The sequence below is a fragment of the Nitrospirota bacterium genome (genome assembly GCA_020851375.1).
Lineage (GTDB): Bacteria > Nitrospirota > 9FT-COMBO-42-15 > HDB-SIOI813 > HDB-SIOI813 > RBG-16-43-11.
Genome location: JADZCV010000004.1, coordinates 61,469 through 77,653, shown reverse-complemented (window position 1 = coordinate 77,653; position 16,185 = coordinate 61,469). Strand labels below are relative to the sequence as shown.

General features: G+C 43.0%; 15 protein-coding genes. All 15 read right to left on the bottom strand.

Annotated features, from left to right (window positions below; genetic code table 11):
* Positions 1-6 precede the first annotated feature (6 nt).
* The 15 genes from IT393_00720 to IT393_00650 all read right to left on the bottom strand — a co-directional run bounded on the left by IT393_00720 (position 7) and on the right by IT393_00650 (position 16,145).
* Positions 7-3,054: a glycosyltransferase gene (locus tag IT393_00720; GenBank protein MCC7201181.1), complete on the bottom strand. Its 3,048-nt coding sequence runs from the start codon at positions 3,052-3,054 to the stop codon at positions 7-9.
* 514 nt (positions 3,055-3,568) lie between these two features.
* Positions 3,569-4,744: an ATP-binding protein gene (locus IT393_00715; GenBank protein MCC7201180.1), complete on the bottom strand. Its 1,176-nt coding sequence runs from the start codon at positions 4,742-4,744 to the stop codon at positions 3,569-3,571.
* 300 nt (positions 4,745-5,044) lie between these two features.
* Positions 5,045-5,887 carry a glycosyltransferase family 2 protein gene (locus IT393_00710; protein MCC7201179.1) on the bottom strand — a complete coding sequence of 281 codons (843 nt, stop codon included), beginning with the start codon at positions 5,885-5,887 and terminating at the stop codon, positions 5,045-5,047.
* A 127-nt stretch (positions 5,888-6,014) separates the two neighbouring features.
* Positions 6,015-7,142, bottom strand: coding sequence for an ATP-binding protein (locus IT393_00705; protein ID MCC7201178.1), 1,128 nt, complete (start codon positions 7,140-7,142; stop codon positions 6,015-6,017).
* Between the two features lie 112 nt (positions 7,143-7,254).
* Positions 7,255-7,758, bottom strand: coding sequence for a DUF3368 domain-containing protein (locus tag IT393_00700; GenBank protein MCC7201177.1), 504 nt, complete (start codon positions 7,756-7,758; stop codon positions 7,255-7,257).
* Complete coding sequence (locus tag IT393_00695; protein MCC7201176.1) at positions 7,751-8,062, bottom strand: UPF0175 family protein; 312 nt, start codon at positions 8,060-8,062, stop codon at positions 7,751-7,753. Before IT393_00695 ends, IT393_00700 begins: the two co-directional genes overlap by 8 nt.
* A gap of 78 nt (positions 8,063-8,140) precedes the next feature.
* On the bottom strand, positions 8,141-9,931 hold the full coding sequence (locus tag IT393_00690) for a glycosyltransferase family 2 protein (GenBank protein ID MCC7201175.1): 1,791 nt from the start codon (positions 9,929-9,931) through the stop codon (positions 8,141-8,143).
* Positions 9,932-10,000: 69 nt separating this feature from the next.
* Positions 10,001-11,026, bottom strand: coding sequence for a hypothetical protein (locus IT393_00685; GenBank protein MCC7201174.1), 1,026 nt, complete (start codon positions 11,024-11,026; stop codon positions 10,001-10,003).
* Positions 11,023-12,054 (bottom strand): class I SAM-dependent methyltransferase, encoded by a 1,032-nt coding sequence (locus IT393_00680; GenBank protein ID MCC7201173.1) that lies wholly within the window; start codon positions 12,052-12,054, stop codon positions 11,023-11,025. Before IT393_00680 ends, IT393_00685 begins: the two co-directional genes overlap by 4 nt.
* 51 nt (positions 12,055-12,105) lie before the next feature.
* Positions 12,106-13,374, bottom strand: a complete 1,269-nt coding sequence (locus IT393_00675; protein ID MCC7201172.1) for an ABC transporter ATP-binding protein — start codon at positions 13,372-13,374, stop codon at positions 12,106-12,108.
* A gap of 31 nt (positions 13,375-13,405) precedes the next feature.
* On the bottom strand, positions 13,406-13,621 hold the full coding sequence (locus IT393_00670) for a type II toxin-antitoxin system HicA family toxin (protein MCC7201171.1): 216 nt from the start codon (positions 13,619-13,621) through the stop codon (positions 13,406-13,408).
* Between the two features lie 2 nt (positions 13,622-13,623).
* Complete coding sequence (locus IT393_00665; GenBank protein MCC7201170.1) at positions 13,624-13,869, bottom strand: type II toxin-antitoxin system HicB family antitoxin; 246 nt, start codon at positions 13,867-13,869, stop codon at positions 13,624-13,626.
* Between the two features lie 122 nt (positions 13,870-13,991).
* Positions 13,992-14,180, bottom strand: a complete 189-nt coding sequence (locus IT393_00660) for a hypothetical protein (protein ID MCC7201169.1) — start codon at positions 14,178-14,180, stop codon at positions 13,992-13,994.
* 110 nt (positions 14,181-14,290) lie between these two features.
* A complete protein-coding gene (locus IT393_00655; GenBank protein MCC7201168.1) occupies positions 14,291-15,088 on the bottom strand; it encodes an ABC transporter permease in 798 nt (265 codons plus the stop codon).
* A 58-nt stretch (positions 15,089-15,146) separates the two neighbouring features.
* The gene (locus tag IT393_00650) at positions 15,147-16,145 is read right to left on the bottom strand and encodes a radical SAM protein (GenBank protein MCC7201167.1); all 999 of its coding nucleotides are present in this window, start codon (positions 16,143-16,145) and stop codon (positions 15,147-15,149) included.
* Between the last annotated feature and the right edge of the window lie 40 nt (positions 16,146-16,185).

The following is a 16,185-nucleotide window of genomic DNA, read 5'->3' as shown; positions in this document are numbered from 1 at the left end:
CCTGCATCACGCCTTTTTTAGTGAACGGTAAAGCCGTCTCAACGCCCTCTTGCTCGCCTCCCTGTAACCGTTTCTCCCTGCTGATCGCACATACTGATCAAGGAGCATGAGAGACTTGTCAATCGCTATCCACGTCTTTCTACTATTGATCCTTAAGTCATAAGGCTCTGGAGTCAAAAACATGCATTCTGTGATACACCTCTCATAAGATGCAATCATGTCCTGGTACGTAAAGCGGTTCACAACCCGGTAATAGGCATTCTCTGCCATCTCAATGGCACTGGCCTCGTCATTCAGCAATGATTCTATGGCATTCGAAAGAAGCACTGGATTGCCAGGCGGCACCAGGAGCCCTTCTCTCTTATCTCCAATCTGTTCCCTGATACCAAAGACATTCGTCGCCACAATCGGGAGGCCAAATGCCATCGCCTCGAGCACCACCCTGGGAAATGATTCCTCAAAGGAAGAGCAGACGAAGATATCGGATAGCCTGTAATAGGGATAGACATCCTGTGTCTCAGGGATAATCCTGATACAGTCACCCGTCTTTGATTGCCTTATCATCTCTTCCAGCCTGTCACGGTAATCGTAATCTCTGCCTCCGACAATTAGAAACAGCAGATCGTCCCTCTTCTTTAAGAGGGAAATAGCAGCCCCGATGAAGATATGCTGCCCCTTGCGCGGGATCGTCTGGCCTACGGTTGTTATAACCTTTTTCCCCTCCGGTACCGCATAATCCCTCAGGAGCTGGGATCTTGAGCAGGCGATCTTGTACTTTTCTATCTCATCCATCTCAAGGCCATTGTAGATCACATTCACTGAACCCTTTGTTTGCAGATCCCCGTACAGTTTTGCTGTCTCACGTGAGACGAAGATCAGGTGAGACGGAACCTCATATGTCCTGACAGCCAGTCCTGACAGTGTCCTGCTCTTGCAATACTCCCTGAAATATTTCCTGATATTGACACTCTCGCGGATGCACCATATAGAAGGGATGTTCAGTGCCCTTGCGACATGATGCCCGTAGTATGTGTCGAGGGTATTGCAGAAGATGACATCAATCCCCTGTTCGCGGAGCATACCGGCAAGCCCCTTCATATCAGACTCAAATTCGTCGGCCGCAATCCCTTTCACCTTTGATTCTCTGATCAGTACCTCTATCCCTTCATTCCGCCAGGCCTCCTTCAGCACCCCATCTACAGGTGAAAACAGAAGGACTTCGTATCTCTCCCTATCCAATCCCTTTGCAATGGACAAGAGGGAGAGCGGCGCCCCCTCACTGTTCAGGTTATTGGTTATCAGTAAGACCCTGATCTTACGGCTGACAGGCAGGACTTCCCGGATATCCTTCCTGACATCGAATAGCCAACCCTCAAGATTCGGATTGTAATAAGGATCTATCCTGATATGGCCCCACCGCTTCCTGAAATGATATTCATTCCTGACAGGCACCCTCCTGCCGCGCGTCTTTCCTTCATAGTGATAGAGCTCCGCATAAGGGGTAAATACGATCCTGTACCCCTTCTCTCTTAGCTTCAGACAGTAATCCACATCGTTATAAGACTCAGACAGTTTCTCCTCGTCGAATCCTCCCACCTCTTCGAAATAACTCCGCCGAGTCAGCATACAGGCGCCGGTCACAGCAGAATAGTTCCTGACCACCTTAGCGTAGGATAGATACCCCATCGAAGATGCCGGAAGAGTTTTAAAGGCATGCCCTGGGAGCCCCTCGTGCAACGGGGCGATTATGCCTGCATGCTGAACCGTATTGTCCGGATACAGGAGCCGTGTACCCACAGCCCCAATCCGTGAGGTCCGCATCCAGCCCAGCATCTCTTCAAGCCAGTTCCCTGAAAGCACTTCCGTGTCATTGTTTAAGAACAGGATGTATTCAATATCGCCATCTAATCCTCTGACAGCACGGTTGATAATCTTCGAGAAATTAAAATGCCCGCTATCGCCGGTATTTATTACCTTATGACGGATTGCACCAAAATAATTCAAGGTCGCCTCTTCCCTGCTCTGATCATCAGCAATGACAATCTCGTAGTTTTTATACGTGGTCTTCTCCTCTATACTTGTAATACACCTCTTAAGCATATCCGCCTTGTCCCTGGTAGGGATTATTATCGCGACCCTTTCTTTTCCAATATCATTAAAATTCAACTTATAGATGCCATAGCCTGCCTTTACTGCAAAATCAGGACGTTCAACGGTTGCATTGAGCCCACGGCGGGCAACAGCATCCTGAACCGCCTTAATTCCAGATAAAAAGCTATACGGCTTGGCATCACCGGAACCGGATACAGACGCCGGCAGGGTACGCGCATGATAGAGGATCTTTGGGATATGATGTATCCTATCCGTCTTCTCACTCAGCCTCAGCGCAAGGTCATGATCCTGCGAGCCTTCATACCCTTTTCTGTAGCCGCCCGCATCTCTTAAAAGTGCTGTCCTGCAGACCATCAGATGGCTGATATACATATACGACAGCAAGAGCTCCGGACTCCAGTCCGGTTTGAATTTCGGGTTGAATCTTTTACCGTCCGTATTGATCATATCGTTATCCGTATAGATAATGTCAGCATCCCTTTCGGACTGAAGAAGATTTACGACCTCAAACAGCGCATTAGGATGAAGCTCATCATCGTGGTCCAGAAGGGCTATGAACTCTCCTGAGGCCATACCGACTGCCTCATTGGTGGCGCCTGATATGTGAAGATTCTTTGGAAGATACTTCAGCCTGATTCTTGCATCCCTATCTGCATATCCCTGGAGTGTCTCCAGGAGACCTCCCCTTGTTGATGCGTCATCCACGATACAGAGTTCCCAGTTCGCATAAGTCTGCTCAAGAACGGATTGAATGCACTTCTCCAGCCAGACCTCCTCAATATTGTAGACAGGCGTTGCAATGCTGATTAAGGGCTTATAGGAAAATCCTTCGATCTCAGACAGGACGTGCTTGCGCTTTTTATCTGTGAAGGCAAAATTATTCATCCAGAGGTTATAGCCAGAGAATTTATCTGCTGAATCATTCCGCCAAATAGACTTCATGTCACTATTTATTCACCTGAAAACGCTCCTACGCACCCGTCATTCCCACGGAACCTGTCCCCGCAAGATTTTTAACCCGTCATTCCCACGTAAGTGGGAATCCAGAATCAGGCCTCGGTCTGGATTCCCGCTTACGCGGGAATGACGTTTCCATGAATCTCTGTGAGCCCAGGCTCATAACGTTTTATCTGATATTAAAGCCACTATAGCAGAATTATGATCAAACGGAAGCGAGCCTACATCTTTGCCCAATAATTCATCTTGATAAGAAGGTAAACAATTGCGGATCGTATCCATCCCTGATGTTTCCTGAAATAATTCAGGACGCCGTCAAAGGCGATCTGGGAGAATCGTTCCTGCGACAGTGGCCCGATGTTAGCCCCGCCATAATGTGTGATATGCGCATTTGTCAGGACGCAAATCTAATAGCCTTCATCCCGGATCCACTTGCTGATGGATAAATTCATCTTTAAACTTGAAGGGCCTTCGGGAATTAATTTATCCGGCTTTTGGCTTATCGAGTAAAAAAATACTCCTGGAGAAAGTTCTGCCATGGGAGGCATTCAATACCACCGGCTTCATAGGGACGGTCAGAGGTAGTGATGCAAAGCCCACGTGAACCCTTATAATCTCCAAGAAAATTAAATAGCCCGCGAAGGTCGGACTGGCGAACACGGCCTTTGCTTTTAATTTCCACTCCCAATAATCCTTTGTCTGTCTCAAGAACAAGGTCAACCTCAGCTCCCTGCCCTGTGCGCCAGTAGTACATTGGCCAGTCTTTTTCTGAGTAGTGATTCAGCCGGTAAATCTCAAGAATAATGAAATGCTCGAATAACCGGCCATATAACTCAGTCCCCTTTACAGGTTCAACCGTGAGACGGCGGCAGAGTGTATTAATAACCCCGAGATCAAACAGGTAGAAGATTGGGTGGGAAACAAGGCGTTTACGCGCACTTTTCAAATATGGCTGAAGGGAAAAAGCAAGAAGGGTATCTTCAAGCACCTGGTAGTATTCCCTTATAGTCTTTGAAGCAACACCTGTCTCCCTCGCAAAGTTATTGTAATTAACAGACATGCCGCTTTGGTCTGCAGCCAGTTCCAGGAAACGACTGAAGGCTGGAACATTACGGATAAGAGATTCAGCAAGTATCTCTTCCTTCAAATAGGTATCCGCATAAGCCTTGAGTGTTCTTACACGATCTTCATCTTCCATTGTAAAAATAACAGGAAGCGAACCATATCTCAATACATCTTCGATGCGGAAGTAATCGCCTATCTCAGGATAAGTCAGCGGAAACAGTTTATACGTCCATGCCCGGCCTGCCAGAAGGTTTGCGGGAGCCCGTTTAATCTTTCTCGCACTTGAACCAGTCATTATAAATGTTAGACGGCCTTTATAGGCTTCAATCATAGTATGGATCTGATCCAGAAGGATGGGAATCTTTTGGATCTCGTCAACAAACACAACCCCCCGGGGATGCTTCTTAACCCAATATTCGATTTCCTTTAGAAAAAGGGCCGGCTCACGACTGTATTTTATTAACGTTTCTGTATCAAGCAAATTGATGGCAAAATGAGGAATGCCGGCAGACAAAAGAGTTTGAACCAATGTTGTCTTACCAGTCTGACGAGGCCCAAATAAAAACAGGCTGTGTTTTCCAACGGGAAGATTTATAAGACGGTTAAACATTTGGATTACCTGATAGGTTAATTTTACATGGCAATTATAACTTATAACCTCTTAGTATTCAACAATGTCATATATTCAACTGAAAATACTCCTGTGTACGTGTAATTCCCACGGAACCTGTCCCCGCAAGATTTTTAACCCGTCATTCCCACGTAAGTGGGAATCCAGAACCAGGCCCTCGGTCTGGATTCCCGCTTACGCGGGAATGACGTTTCCATGAATCTCTGTGAGTCAAGGCTCATAACGTTTAATCTGATATTAAAGCCACTATAGCAGAATTATGACCAAACGGAAGCGAGCCTACATCTTTGCCCAATAATTCATCTTGATAAGAATGTAAACAATTGCGGATCGTATCCATCCCCGATGTTTCCTGAAATAATTCAAGACCCCATCAAAGGCAATCCGGGAGAATTCTTCGCCGGGCATCTTCCCGATGTTAGCCCCGCCATAATGTGTGATATGCGCGTCTGACAGGACGTGGATCTCATAGCCGGCATCCCATATCCTCTTGCAGAGGTCTACATCGTTAAACAGTATCGGGAACTGCTCGTCAAATAGGCCGGTCTTTTCAATGAGAGAGCGCCTCATCACGAGACACGTAGCTCCGGGCTGTTCAATCTTTTCAGTCTGTTCAAATGTCTTGTCACTGTAGAAGAAGGAGCTTAAAGCCTTGCCACGGAAAAAGCGCGTGTCTATCCTCTGGCCAAGCCCTGTATAACGGAAGAAGACCGTGGATATTGTGGGAAATCGCCTGTAGTATTGCCGTTGCAGGGAGCCGTCTGGGTTTAAGAACTTACAGCTTACAGCCCCAACACCTGCGTGGCTATTCAGGTAGGCCACCATTTTCTCAAAAGTGCCCGGATAAATAATCGTATCAGGATTCAGGACACCTATCGTCTTCCCCTTTGAGAATGCATATGCCTGATTATTCCCTCTTGCAAATCCTGCATTATCTTTATTCTCGATAAGACGTGCCTCAGGAAAATTCTTTCTGACCATCTCTGCGCTGCCGTCACCGGAATTATTATCCACCACAATGACTTCAAAGGAGATGTTTTTTACAGAGCCATATATGGATTGCAAGCAACCTTCTAAAAACTCTTTTGTGTTCCAATTGACAATTAGAATTGATAATTCCATTTTACAGATTGATCATACAGAATTTACTTGACGAGAAGATATGTGATTTTGGTGTTTTAAAATAAGGAGCCAGAAATTCTTTGTTTTTGGACTGATGGAATCTGTGCTATTTCAAGAAATTATCCATTTAATCCATCTCAATATTTGCGAGGAATTCATGCACCGGCAACATTTTCATCCTGGGAGTTGCCTTTTTCTTATTCAGTTTGTATACAAGCTGCAACGGCTTTACATCCGGAAGGTAACTATGAAATTTGTAAAGGGCCTTTGAAAATTCATCATCACTAACTTTAACTTCAATCATAAGTGATGGTTTATTATCAATCAGGGTCAGGAAATCCACTTCGTTCTTGTCCTTGTCCCTCAAATAATGCAAGGCCACCTTGCTTCCTGTCGTGTCTTCCAATAAATGAAGTTCACGCATGAGCGCAAGGGCAATTACATTCTCCAGTTTAGCGGATATGTCTCCTTCTACTGCCCCTGTATCATAAAAGTAATATTTAGGTTCTTTCAATAAACTGCGGGTGATATTTCTATGATACGGTCTGACAGGAAATATCACGTAAAGATTTTCAAGTATCTGCAGCCAGTGCTTAACTGTAGGTATCGAGACCTGTAAATCATTTGCCAGCGCACTGTAGGAAGTCTGTGACCCGACCCTTGCCCTGAGTAAATCTATCAGTATCTCAATGGATTTTATGTCCCTGACCTTTTCAATGTCCAGGAGGTCCTCCCGAACGATGGTATCAATGTGAGATCGTCTCCATCTTTTTGCAAAAGTCTGATTACCTTTTAAATATGGCTCCGGAAATCCCCCAAATAACATAAGATTATCGAGGGCCTGTTTGGGATCTTCATTCAAAAGGCTGCAAAGTTCATTTACCGTCAATGGATGAAGGCGGTATTGGAAAAACCTTCCTGCAAGTGAATCTCCGCCTTTTTTTAATACCTCAAGTCGCGCAGAACCTGTAACTAAAATTTCAGGTTTTAATCCTTCTGTGTCGTACACTCCCTTAATCCATGATTTCCAGCCCTTCATCTTATGAAGCTCATCAAAGAAGACAAGCTCAACATCCCTTTGCCACTCACCTTCACTTATAATCTTACGATCTGCGGCTGAATCATAATTTAAATACATGAAGGAGGACACTAAACTCTTTGAAATAGTTGTCTTCCCCACTTGCCTAGGCCCGGAAAGCATAATTATCTTGTCTTTAAGGTCATTTTTTATATAGGGATTTAAGTACCTTTCCATGTGACTATTATGAATAGTACTTAAGAATAGTCAAGACTTTTATGAAGTCCTGTTTAATAAATACACTACAGGACTTACTTCAATCTTATCTATGACTGGATTACATAAATAATCAGTACTCAGTTAGCTCTCTAAGCGATTTCACAGGGGAATAAATACCTTTTTCTATCATCCGGTTCAGGATATTGTCAGCTTTGCGTAACGTGATTAATTTCATCTTTGCTGCTTTATAAAGGATACCCACTGTGCCAGTAACAGGGACTCCGAGAAGCTCAGCCTCTCTTCGGGCAACCCGGTCATCTGAGGCGAACACAAATCCCCGGACTTTCGCAATCGCAATGCTGGAGGCCTCCCCTGCCCCAAGAGAAACAGACAAGTTCTCGAAGAACGCTTTCTCTTTCGTATCATCGAGAGAAACTTCAATGAGCCATTCATCAGCTAAAGCTTTTCTGATCTCTCCCAGTTCACGGTATCCACTCAGAATCCCCTTTAGATTTTCAACTGTCACGAATGAAGATACGTAGGCATGGTCTTTATAACAGGACCTCAGGATGTGGAGAGAATGGCTCAAGGCAAAATTGGAAAGCACACAGGCATCAAGAATAATATCAGGCATTCCGGGCATCTCTCAGGATTTCCTCCTGATCTTGTGTCTGTAATGGGATTTTTTTTTGATTCAGATATTCCCTTGCAGACACAGGAGACATTCCCAGGATTTCGGACAATCTTCCCATACTGAGAAATCCCTCTTGATATGCCTCTAAAGCAATGCGTCTCCTCTTCTCCAGCACATCTTCTTCCTGATAAATGTGGTCTACGGCCTCACGGATTAATTCCCCCATTGTCTTTGTCTCCTTCCGGGCATAGCGCTTCAATATATTGTGCTGGTCTTCAGTGAGCAAGATATTGGTTCTTTTCATGTTAAGAATATCCTTATAGTATGTGTATATATATGTGTATTATATGTGGGCTGAACTTGCCTGTCAAGGGATAATGAATTATAGTTTAATACTGAAATCCAATCTCTCAAGTGTCAGGTTGGGGTTGTAGTAGGGATCACCAGCGGCCAGGACATCCTTCCACTTGCTCCTCATAAACTCCTTTTCCCTTGAAAATCTCTCCTGTCCCTCAGGTGTGGGCGCCACTTCATGCCCCTTGCTTGCGCCGCTTGCTGAGTCGTGGTGATAGAGTTCAGCATAGGGGGTAAAAACGATGTGATAGCCCTTCTCTCTTATTTTGAGACACAGGTCAACATCGTTGAAGGCGTGAGACAGCCTCTCCTCAAATCCGCCCACCTCCTCAAACACTTTTCTGCGCACCATCAGACAGGCGGCCGTCACAGCACTCACATTCTGGATGATCTTCAACCTGCCGAAATAACCGCTGCTTGACCTGGGGAAGTCTTTGTGGCAATGGGCCGCCAGACCACGAACACCGATAAATACACCTGCATGCTGGATCGTATCGTTCGGATAGTACAGCTTTGCACCCACCGCTCCGACATCATCACGCTGGGCAAACTCGAGCATGGCTGAAAGCCATTCACCGCTGATGACCTCGGTGTCGTTATTGAGGAAGAGGAGAACTTCTGCATCCGTTGACTTTGCTGCAAAATTATTGATCGCAGAGAAATTAAAGGGCCTGGCATAGGAGAGGACTTTTACGTCATTCCCGCGCAAGCGTGAATCCAGACTGGGGACATCGGTAAGCGATTTCAGATATTCAATAGCATCACGCTCTTCGCTCCCGTTATCCACGACCACGATCTCATAGTCCCGGTAATCCGTTCTCCCGATGATCGAATTCACACATCTCTTCAGGAGGTCCACTCTATCCCTCGTGGGAATAATAAAGGCGACCTTCCGCCCCGGACGTATCCTGTACTTCACCCTGTATGAAGTTGGAAATAGGCCGTCAGTGACCTCCCCTTCCATGCCCTTTAGCGTCAGATATCCGCTAATCGCCCTCTTCGCCGCATCGAGCGCATAGGGCTTTGCCATCAGCTCTGATGCAGCAGAGCCTTTGGCAGCCCTCCAGTGATACAGCACTTTGGGAATCCGTCTGATCCTGTTCGTATTTTGAACAACACGAAGAAACAAATCATAGTCCTGTGCCCCATCATAGCCCTCCCTGAAACCGCCGGCCTTTTCTATAATCGTCTTTCTTATGACGGCGAAGTGACAGAGATAATTATATGACATGAAGGTATCAGGCGACCATTCCGGCTTAAAAAACGGAGAATATCTGTCACCACTATCAGCCGGTACCTTATCTTCATCAGAGTAGAAGAAATCCACAGACCGGTCATCGTTGAGCCGTTTCACCACCTCATAAAGGGCAGACGGCGAAAGCATATCGTCATGGTCCAGGAATGCGACATACTCCCCTGTGGCAAGCTTCAGCGCCGCGTTGGAATTTCCGGCAATGCCAAGGTTCTTAGTTAGAAACTGCGACTTTATCCGGCTGTCCTCAGCCGCAAATCTTTCAAACGTCTTTCTGACATAAGGCTTATCCGATCCGCCATCAACCAGACAAAGTTCCCAGTTATCGTAGACCTGATGGAGAACAGATTTGATGCATTTCGTTAAATCATATTGCTGGGGATTATAGACCGGTGTTACTATGCTTACCAGCGGCCTGTACGTCCAGGACTGTGAATCACTCCGCATAGCCTTTAACTTAACCCCATCCGGCTCATTCTTAGCTATCCACAAGTCATATGGATTTTTATTAGAGCCAGCCGGCAATATGGTATTTCCGATTTTATTAATAAGTTTATGAAACAACATAAGGTGCCTTTATTGCTGCATACATGCAACAGAACTAAATACTGAAGATCACATAAATCTTCAGGTTAGTTAAAATATCTTATCTTTGATGCTCTTGGTTTTTTTTAACAATCTCCAGGCCGGACTTTCCTTAATATGGCCTATCTCTTTTTGCAGTTTCACAACTTCGTGTTCTTTCTCTTTCAAAGATTCCTCAATCTTATTTATTTGTGGGTACAGAATATCCCATGCCAGCTTTCTTAAATAACTTTCATACACTTTATTAGCCTGCTTGTCTAATATTTCAGCATATAAGTGTTTTTCCCATGCAAGAGAAAGTATTGTGGCCAACTCCTCTGGAAATTTCCCGAGCCAGGGGGCAATCTCATGTACTGTAGTATTCTCAGCCCAGTTAGCATATAGAATATTTCTATACGCCTCTTTGAACAAGAATAACGTCTGATGACAATAGTCGAAATCTATAAGATACCAGTTTTTATCTGATAATAAAATATTTCTATCCATAATGTCGCCTGTAGACCAGGCTTGCCGGAAGTTCTCAGCATTAGCCTCAATTAACCTTTCTATACTCTCCATTATGTTGTCTAACAGATAACTTTCCTGAATTAAGTATTGCAGGTAACTCTTATAATTTTTTATCTCCTTTATGATAAATTCCTTTCCTGCAGGTTCAGACACCGACCATATTTCAAACAGAATACTTCTAATTACTTCAATTGCCTTCTTGCTATTAAGGTCTCCGATTTTTATAAGGTCCGCCAATGTAACAGCGGAATTAATATATTCTTCAACGAAGAAAATACCATCCGTGTTGGAAAAATGACCTACAAGTTGAGGAACCCTAAACGACTCGAGTTTTGAATATAGCGCCCGTGTTTGCAATATATCATCATAAGAAAATCTCCACGGCGCCGGAAGAAACTTAACGGAAAGTACCGGTTTGTAATCTTTCGATATAATATAGCGTCTTGAAAGTGCATCCTCTCTTTTGGGGGCATCACCCACCAATAACGAAATGCTAATTCTGTCCTTATCTTTAACAGAAATAACTCGTTCATGTAAAAGATAATCTTTAAGTTGATTGATAAGGGTCATTTTGGTTTTTTTGCCACAAAGGAATACGAAGGACAAAATAGTTGTGCAACTCCGTTCTTAGCTAACAGCCGGTATATAGAATCCATTTTCCCTATGAATGGGAGGTGGGCACCATCTACGCCGGAATATTCTGGTGCACACACTCCATTTCCCAGAATATATGAATTGACTTCCTGAATTGGGATCATTTGCCGTATTAACTTGTAATCAGGAAAACACGCATATGTCTCCAAAATCACAAAACCTGCTTCAACAAGCATTTGAGTATATTCCGCCAATGACCAGGTTCTAACTCTCAAACTTTTCTTGCCGGTAACTTTTTTGTATGCTGCATCCGCATCGGACTCATTAAGAAATGTAATATGCTGGATGCCAGTATGATCATCTGGTGCACCCATTATATATTTTAAACCCAAAGAATTCTCAATTCCTATATAGACTATTCCATCGGGATTTAAAATACGACAAGTCTTTTCTAATGCAGCTTCCTGAGCTTCCTTATTGCCCTTTTGAGGGGCACCCAAAGGAAGCCATTCGAATGTCCCATTAAAGATCACCAGATCAAATTGTTCATCGTCAAAAGGAAAGGTGCAGAAATTACCGCAAATATAATTGAGCCCTGAATTCTCCTGTTTTGCAATCTCCCGCAAAATATTCAGCCTGGTTTGTGTCACATCCATACAGTACACTTTGCCATACCGAGATAAGGGAATTGCTACCTGCCCCCAGCCTGAACCAACATCAAGGAAACATCCGTCCTTTTTTATAGGAAGAACATCCAGAAATAGACTCCTTCCCTTGTCAGTAATAATTCTATAAAGCCATGGAGATTTTTGTTCAAATCTTTGTGCAACAACATTTCTCCATGAAGTCCGTTTCAGTTCATCAAGGATTTTAGATTCTTGTTCTGTTCCTACATCGGAATATTCAATGTTAGAGTCTGATTCAATCCATAAATCCTGTCCAGTCTTCTCAACTCGGCTTATATTGTTCCTATTTATTTTCAACATCCTATCTATTTCCGACATTAGCAACCCTGCAAACAAAACTTTACTGCAATACCTACACGACTCTGACAGCTAATCAACACATTTTTTAATCCTTTTTACTTCAATCTGGCTGTCAAGATTTGCAATACCAATGCTAAAATCATTATCTTTTGATACTACTTTTATTTCTATAACATCATATCTGCGGTCCATAGGTATAATCTTGCCGTTTTCCATGCGTACAAAACCAAGAGAAATGAAATATGTATTAGGAATTAAATTAAGCACCTGGGAAAATGATACCTCCACCTCACTTCCTTCCCTCAGACTCGGTAAATCCACTCCCTTGAAATGACTGTTCGTGCTATAAATCTCCTGTCCTTTAATATCCTTAAACGTCATTGCTACTACCGGGTTCGAAATATCCTGTTTTGCAAAAACCTGGAATCTGACAGTCATTTTCTCTCCCGATGTAAACACATTAACGGATTCGTCCTTCGAATTAAACAACATGATATCTGTGATTTCACCTTCTCGGGAACCATATCTGAATTCCTTATTTTCTGTTGAAGAATACGATAGTTGTGCTCCTTCATTAATTATGTCATTCTGGCTATAGCTCTTCTTGTCGCTGTTAAATAGTATTTTCGAATATATATTTACTGCCTCGTTAGGGTTACCATTAAAATTTATTTGCCCCTTATCAAGTAGAACAACTTTAGAACAATATTTTTTTATAGTATTCATATCATGAGATACAAATAATATTGTTTTTTGTTTGGATTGGAGTTCCTGGAGCTTAAAAAAGCATTTAAATTGAAAACCAGCATCCCCAACGGCCAACGCCTCATCAACAATTAATATATCCGGATTTACATTAATTGCAGCAGCAAAGGCAAGGCGCACATACATTCCACTTGAATAATGTTTTACGGGTTGCTCTATAAACTCTCCAATTTCTGCAAATGCCTCAATCTCCGGAAGCCGCATCTCCATCTCCTCCTTAGAGAATCCCATCAAGGCGCCATTCATGTAAACATTTTCGCGTCCGGTAAAATCCGGATGGAAGCCGGCGCCCAGTTCAAGTAGAGACGAAATACGGCCGTTTACCTTTAGGTTTCCACTGGTAGGTTTAGTAACACCGCATATGATTTTAAGAAGCGTGCTTTTGCCGCTTCCATTTTGTCCTATGATACCTACAGTCTCTCCTTGATTAATTGTAAATGAGACGTCATTTAACGCATGGAAGTCATGATGATATTTCTTCGTATTCAGGCTGATGATTTCCTTCACACGGTCTTTGTGGGATTTATACAGACGGTAGATCTTGGTCAGATTGTTTACTTCAATGGCGTTCATATAAGGTTACGAGTCATAGCTGATAAAAGCCTTAAGCCTTGTCCCACTCTTCCTTACCTATGCCGGCCTGTCTAAGTATCTCCTTAGCAAGAGTTATATTTATATCTCCAGTTCCATGGGGATTAGGGATGCGAATCTTCTTTTGCCCTTTTTTCATAAATTGATGTTTCCCTCCGGAATAAGGTCCTTCGTATCCTAATGATCTGAATTTTCGGATCAGCTCTCTTCGAGAGATAGTGGACGACATAATTAAGTGGCAATCACTTCCTTAATATTAATATCTATATCTTTTACCAATGGTAATGTATCTTTATCTTTTAGTTTTATAATAATCCATTCTTCCAGTACTTCTATAAGTTCTTTCCTGCATTCTTCAACTGTCTTACTATTTGCCCAGACACCATCAAATCCTGGTATCTCTGCAAACCAGCTCTCATCATCTAATTTTTTGTATTCTGCCTTTTCCATTACTGCATAAATATATTCAATCAACATAAAAACCTCTCTTTCATAAGACCCAGGCTTCCTTCTTTTACAACCGCGGTTATTTTGTGCTGGTCTATTATCTTCATGGGGAAAACAAGCCAATTTTAGCAAAGCAAGTTCTGTGATATCAATTATTCTAAGAAGCCATGATCAGCAATTCCCGGTGAACTGCAGTTGAGGGGCTTGTCCCCCCGCTCTGCTGCCTCTCTTCCCTTTTTGACTTTATCAATCACGTAAAGCTCATACATAATATCTTCAATATTGGCCGTGTCAGGCAATTGTGATATCACTCTGATTGCCTCTTGCTTTAAAGTTTCCATTACCGTTCCCTCCCTTTTCATTAAAGGTATATTGCATATTATTATATCATATCCGTAGCAGATTGCGGCCACTTCGCGCAAATCCGTCGTTCTGTTTAAAACCATCTATCTTACAGTACATCTGCAAATGCGGGTTTAAGTCTCCTGAAGGTAAACGCACCGATGACAAGAAGTATCACCCCTGCTGCCAGGGCATAACCAAATCCTCCAATATCCATATCTGTCTTTCCCAGAAGGGCCATCCGGTAGCCCTCGATGATATGGAGCATTGGGTTTAGGGCATATATTTTCTGAAGACGTAACGGGACGAACTGGCGTGAATATACTACCGGTGTTAAATAGAACCAGATAGTGACAAACACGCTGATTACCTGACCTATATCCCTGAGATAGACATTCAGGGATGACAGTATCCATGAGATACCGAGGCTAAAAAGCCCGAGTGCAAAAAGATAAGGGATGATCAGGATTATCTTTATAGTAATCGCCCCTCCGAGTGCCACGAGCAGACCGATTAGTATGGCCATGCCAATGAGATGGCTGATAATGGCAGAAGACAGGGTCACGATAGGCAGGATCTCAGAGGGGAATACCATTTTCTTGATGAGGCTTGATTGCTCCAGAACGGAATTGGGCGAACGGTTCAGCACGTCAGCAAAGAGTAGCCACGGCAATAGACCCGAGATCAGCCATACAGCATAATGTGTTTCCCCATATTCCGGCCCCAGCCTCATTTTAAAGACGACGGAGAAGATAAAATAATAGATTAATAGTTGTGTAAGCGGCTGTATTACAGACCAGAATATCCCAAGTAATGACCCGACATAGCGCCGCCGGATGTCACGGATGACCATGCTCCGGATCATGTAGCTGCTGCGAAAAATAAGTCGGAGGAAATGCATTAGCATTTTGAAATATTTTAAAGGCATAATATTAAAATTCATGTGGGTGAATTCCAGAAACAGTTTATTTAACAAGCCCTAATAATCGTTTATAACAGCGGATAGCATAATTCAAAGAGGCTTTTTGTCTTTTATTTCTATTTTTTTCCTCAATCTGGCTCGTATGGTTCGTCGTCACAATTGGATATATGATCGGCAGCTCGCTGATCGTTTCAGGTTTGTATTTTATTGACTTAAACTGAGAGTGAGTAAACACAAACATTAATAGATCGACACCAATGGAATTTGCCAAATGCTGGGCAGCAATGAGCTCTTCATTACTATCATTGAATTCAAATAAAATATATTTCCATATTAATTTCCGCACATTTCCTGACTTCTTTGCATCTTTCATAAACTTAATCGCTTTATCAACACTTCCGCCAATTCTGTACTTCTCATAACTGCCTTGGAAAACTCCATCGCAAGATACATATAGTTGTTCAATCAATTCGTTATTCATAGTCTTGCAATAATCAAAATTACCATTTGTAATCAACCGTTGAATAGCAGACGGATAATATAACCGTGCAATTTTTACAAATTCCACAAATTTTGGATGCATCAAAGGATCGCCTTGGCCACAATATTCGATTGACTCAGTTAGATATGAATTTTGTGTGAGACTGCTCATTAAAACCTTAAATACTTCTAAAGTCATCAAATGCTGTTTTGGCCGTGTTTTCCTGTGGGTTTGGTTACTACAGCAAGGACATCTGAGATTACAAGCAAGCGAAGGTTCTATTTGAATTTTTCTGATTTTCTTTTGAGCCAAATAATCCGTAAGCGACTCATTTCCCCGTATAAAAGCACACTTTCCGCAAATATCCCCCCATGGCATTGTGCCTGAAGCAAGGGTTTTTCTAATATGCGCATATTTCTCATTTGTTAAGACATTTAAAATGTTCCATGACGGTTCATCAGGAGCAACCTTTCCCAATAATATTTGTTCACCAAAATCACAATTACACGGAATATCTCCATTACTTTTTACATAAAGAGTATTAAGAATTTCACAATTCATGCTGTAAGAAGGCGGGATTCTATGTTACGTCTTGACAATG

Excerpts from the sequence above, each read along its gene's own strand:
- IT393_00720 (MCC7201181.1), bottom strand. The coding sequence starts at position 3,054 with ATGAAGTCTATTTGGCGGAATGATTCAGCAGATAAATTCTCTGGCTAT.
- IT393_00715 (MCC7201180.1), bottom strand. The coding sequence starts at position 4,744 with ATGTTTAACCGTCTTATAAATCTTCCCGTTGGAAAACACAGCCTGTTT.
- IT393_00710 (MCC7201179.1), bottom strand. The coding sequence starts at position 5,887 with ATGGAATTATCAATTCTAATTGTCAATTGGAACACAAAAGAGTTTTTA.
- IT393_00705 (MCC7201178.1), bottom strand. The coding sequence starts at position 7,142 with ATGGAAAGGTACTTAAATCCCTATATAAAAAATGACCTTAAAGACAAG.
- IT393_00700 (MCC7201177.1), bottom strand. The coding sequence starts at position 7,758 with ATGCCTGATATTATTCTTGATGCCTGTGTGCTTTCCAATTTTGCCTTG.
- IT393_00695 (MCC7201176.1), bottom strand. The coding sequence starts at position 8,062 with ATGAAAAGAACCAATATCTTGCTCACTGAAGACCAGCACAATATATTG.
- IT393_00690 (MCC7201175.1), bottom strand. The coding sequence starts at position 9,931 with ATGTTGTTTCATAAACTTATTAATAAAATCGGAAATACCATATTGCCG.
- IT393_00685 (MCC7201174.1), bottom strand. The coding sequence starts at position 11,026 with ATGACCCTTATCAATCAACTTAAAGATTATCTTTTACATGAACGAGTT.
- IT393_00680 (MCC7201173.1), bottom strand. The coding sequence starts at position 12,054 with ATGTCGGAAATAGATAGGATGTTGAAAATAAATAGGAACAATATAAGC.
- IT393_00675 (MCC7201172.1), bottom strand. The coding sequence starts at position 13,374 with ATGAACGCCATTGAAGTAAACAATCTGACCAAGATCTACCGTCTGTAT.
- IT393_00670 (MCC7201171.1), bottom strand. The coding sequence starts at position 13,621 with ATGTCGTCCACTATCTCTCGAAGAGAGCTGATCCGAAAATTCAGATCA.
- IT393_00665 (MCC7201170.1), bottom strand. The coding sequence starts at position 13,869 with ATGTTGATTGAATATATTTATGCAGTAATGGAAAAGGCAGAATACAAA.
- IT393_00660 (MCC7201169.1), bottom strand. The coding sequence starts at position 14,180 with ATGGAAACTTTAAAGCAAGAGGCAATCAGAGTGATATCACAATTGCCT.
- IT393_00655 (MCC7201168.1), bottom strand. The coding sequence starts at position 15,088 with ATGCTAATGCATTTCCTCCGACTTATTTTTCGCAGCAGCTACATGATC.
- IT393_00650 (MCC7201167.1), bottom strand. The coding sequence starts at position 16,145 with ATGAATTGTGAAATTCTTAATACTCTTTATGTAAAAAGTAATGGAGAT.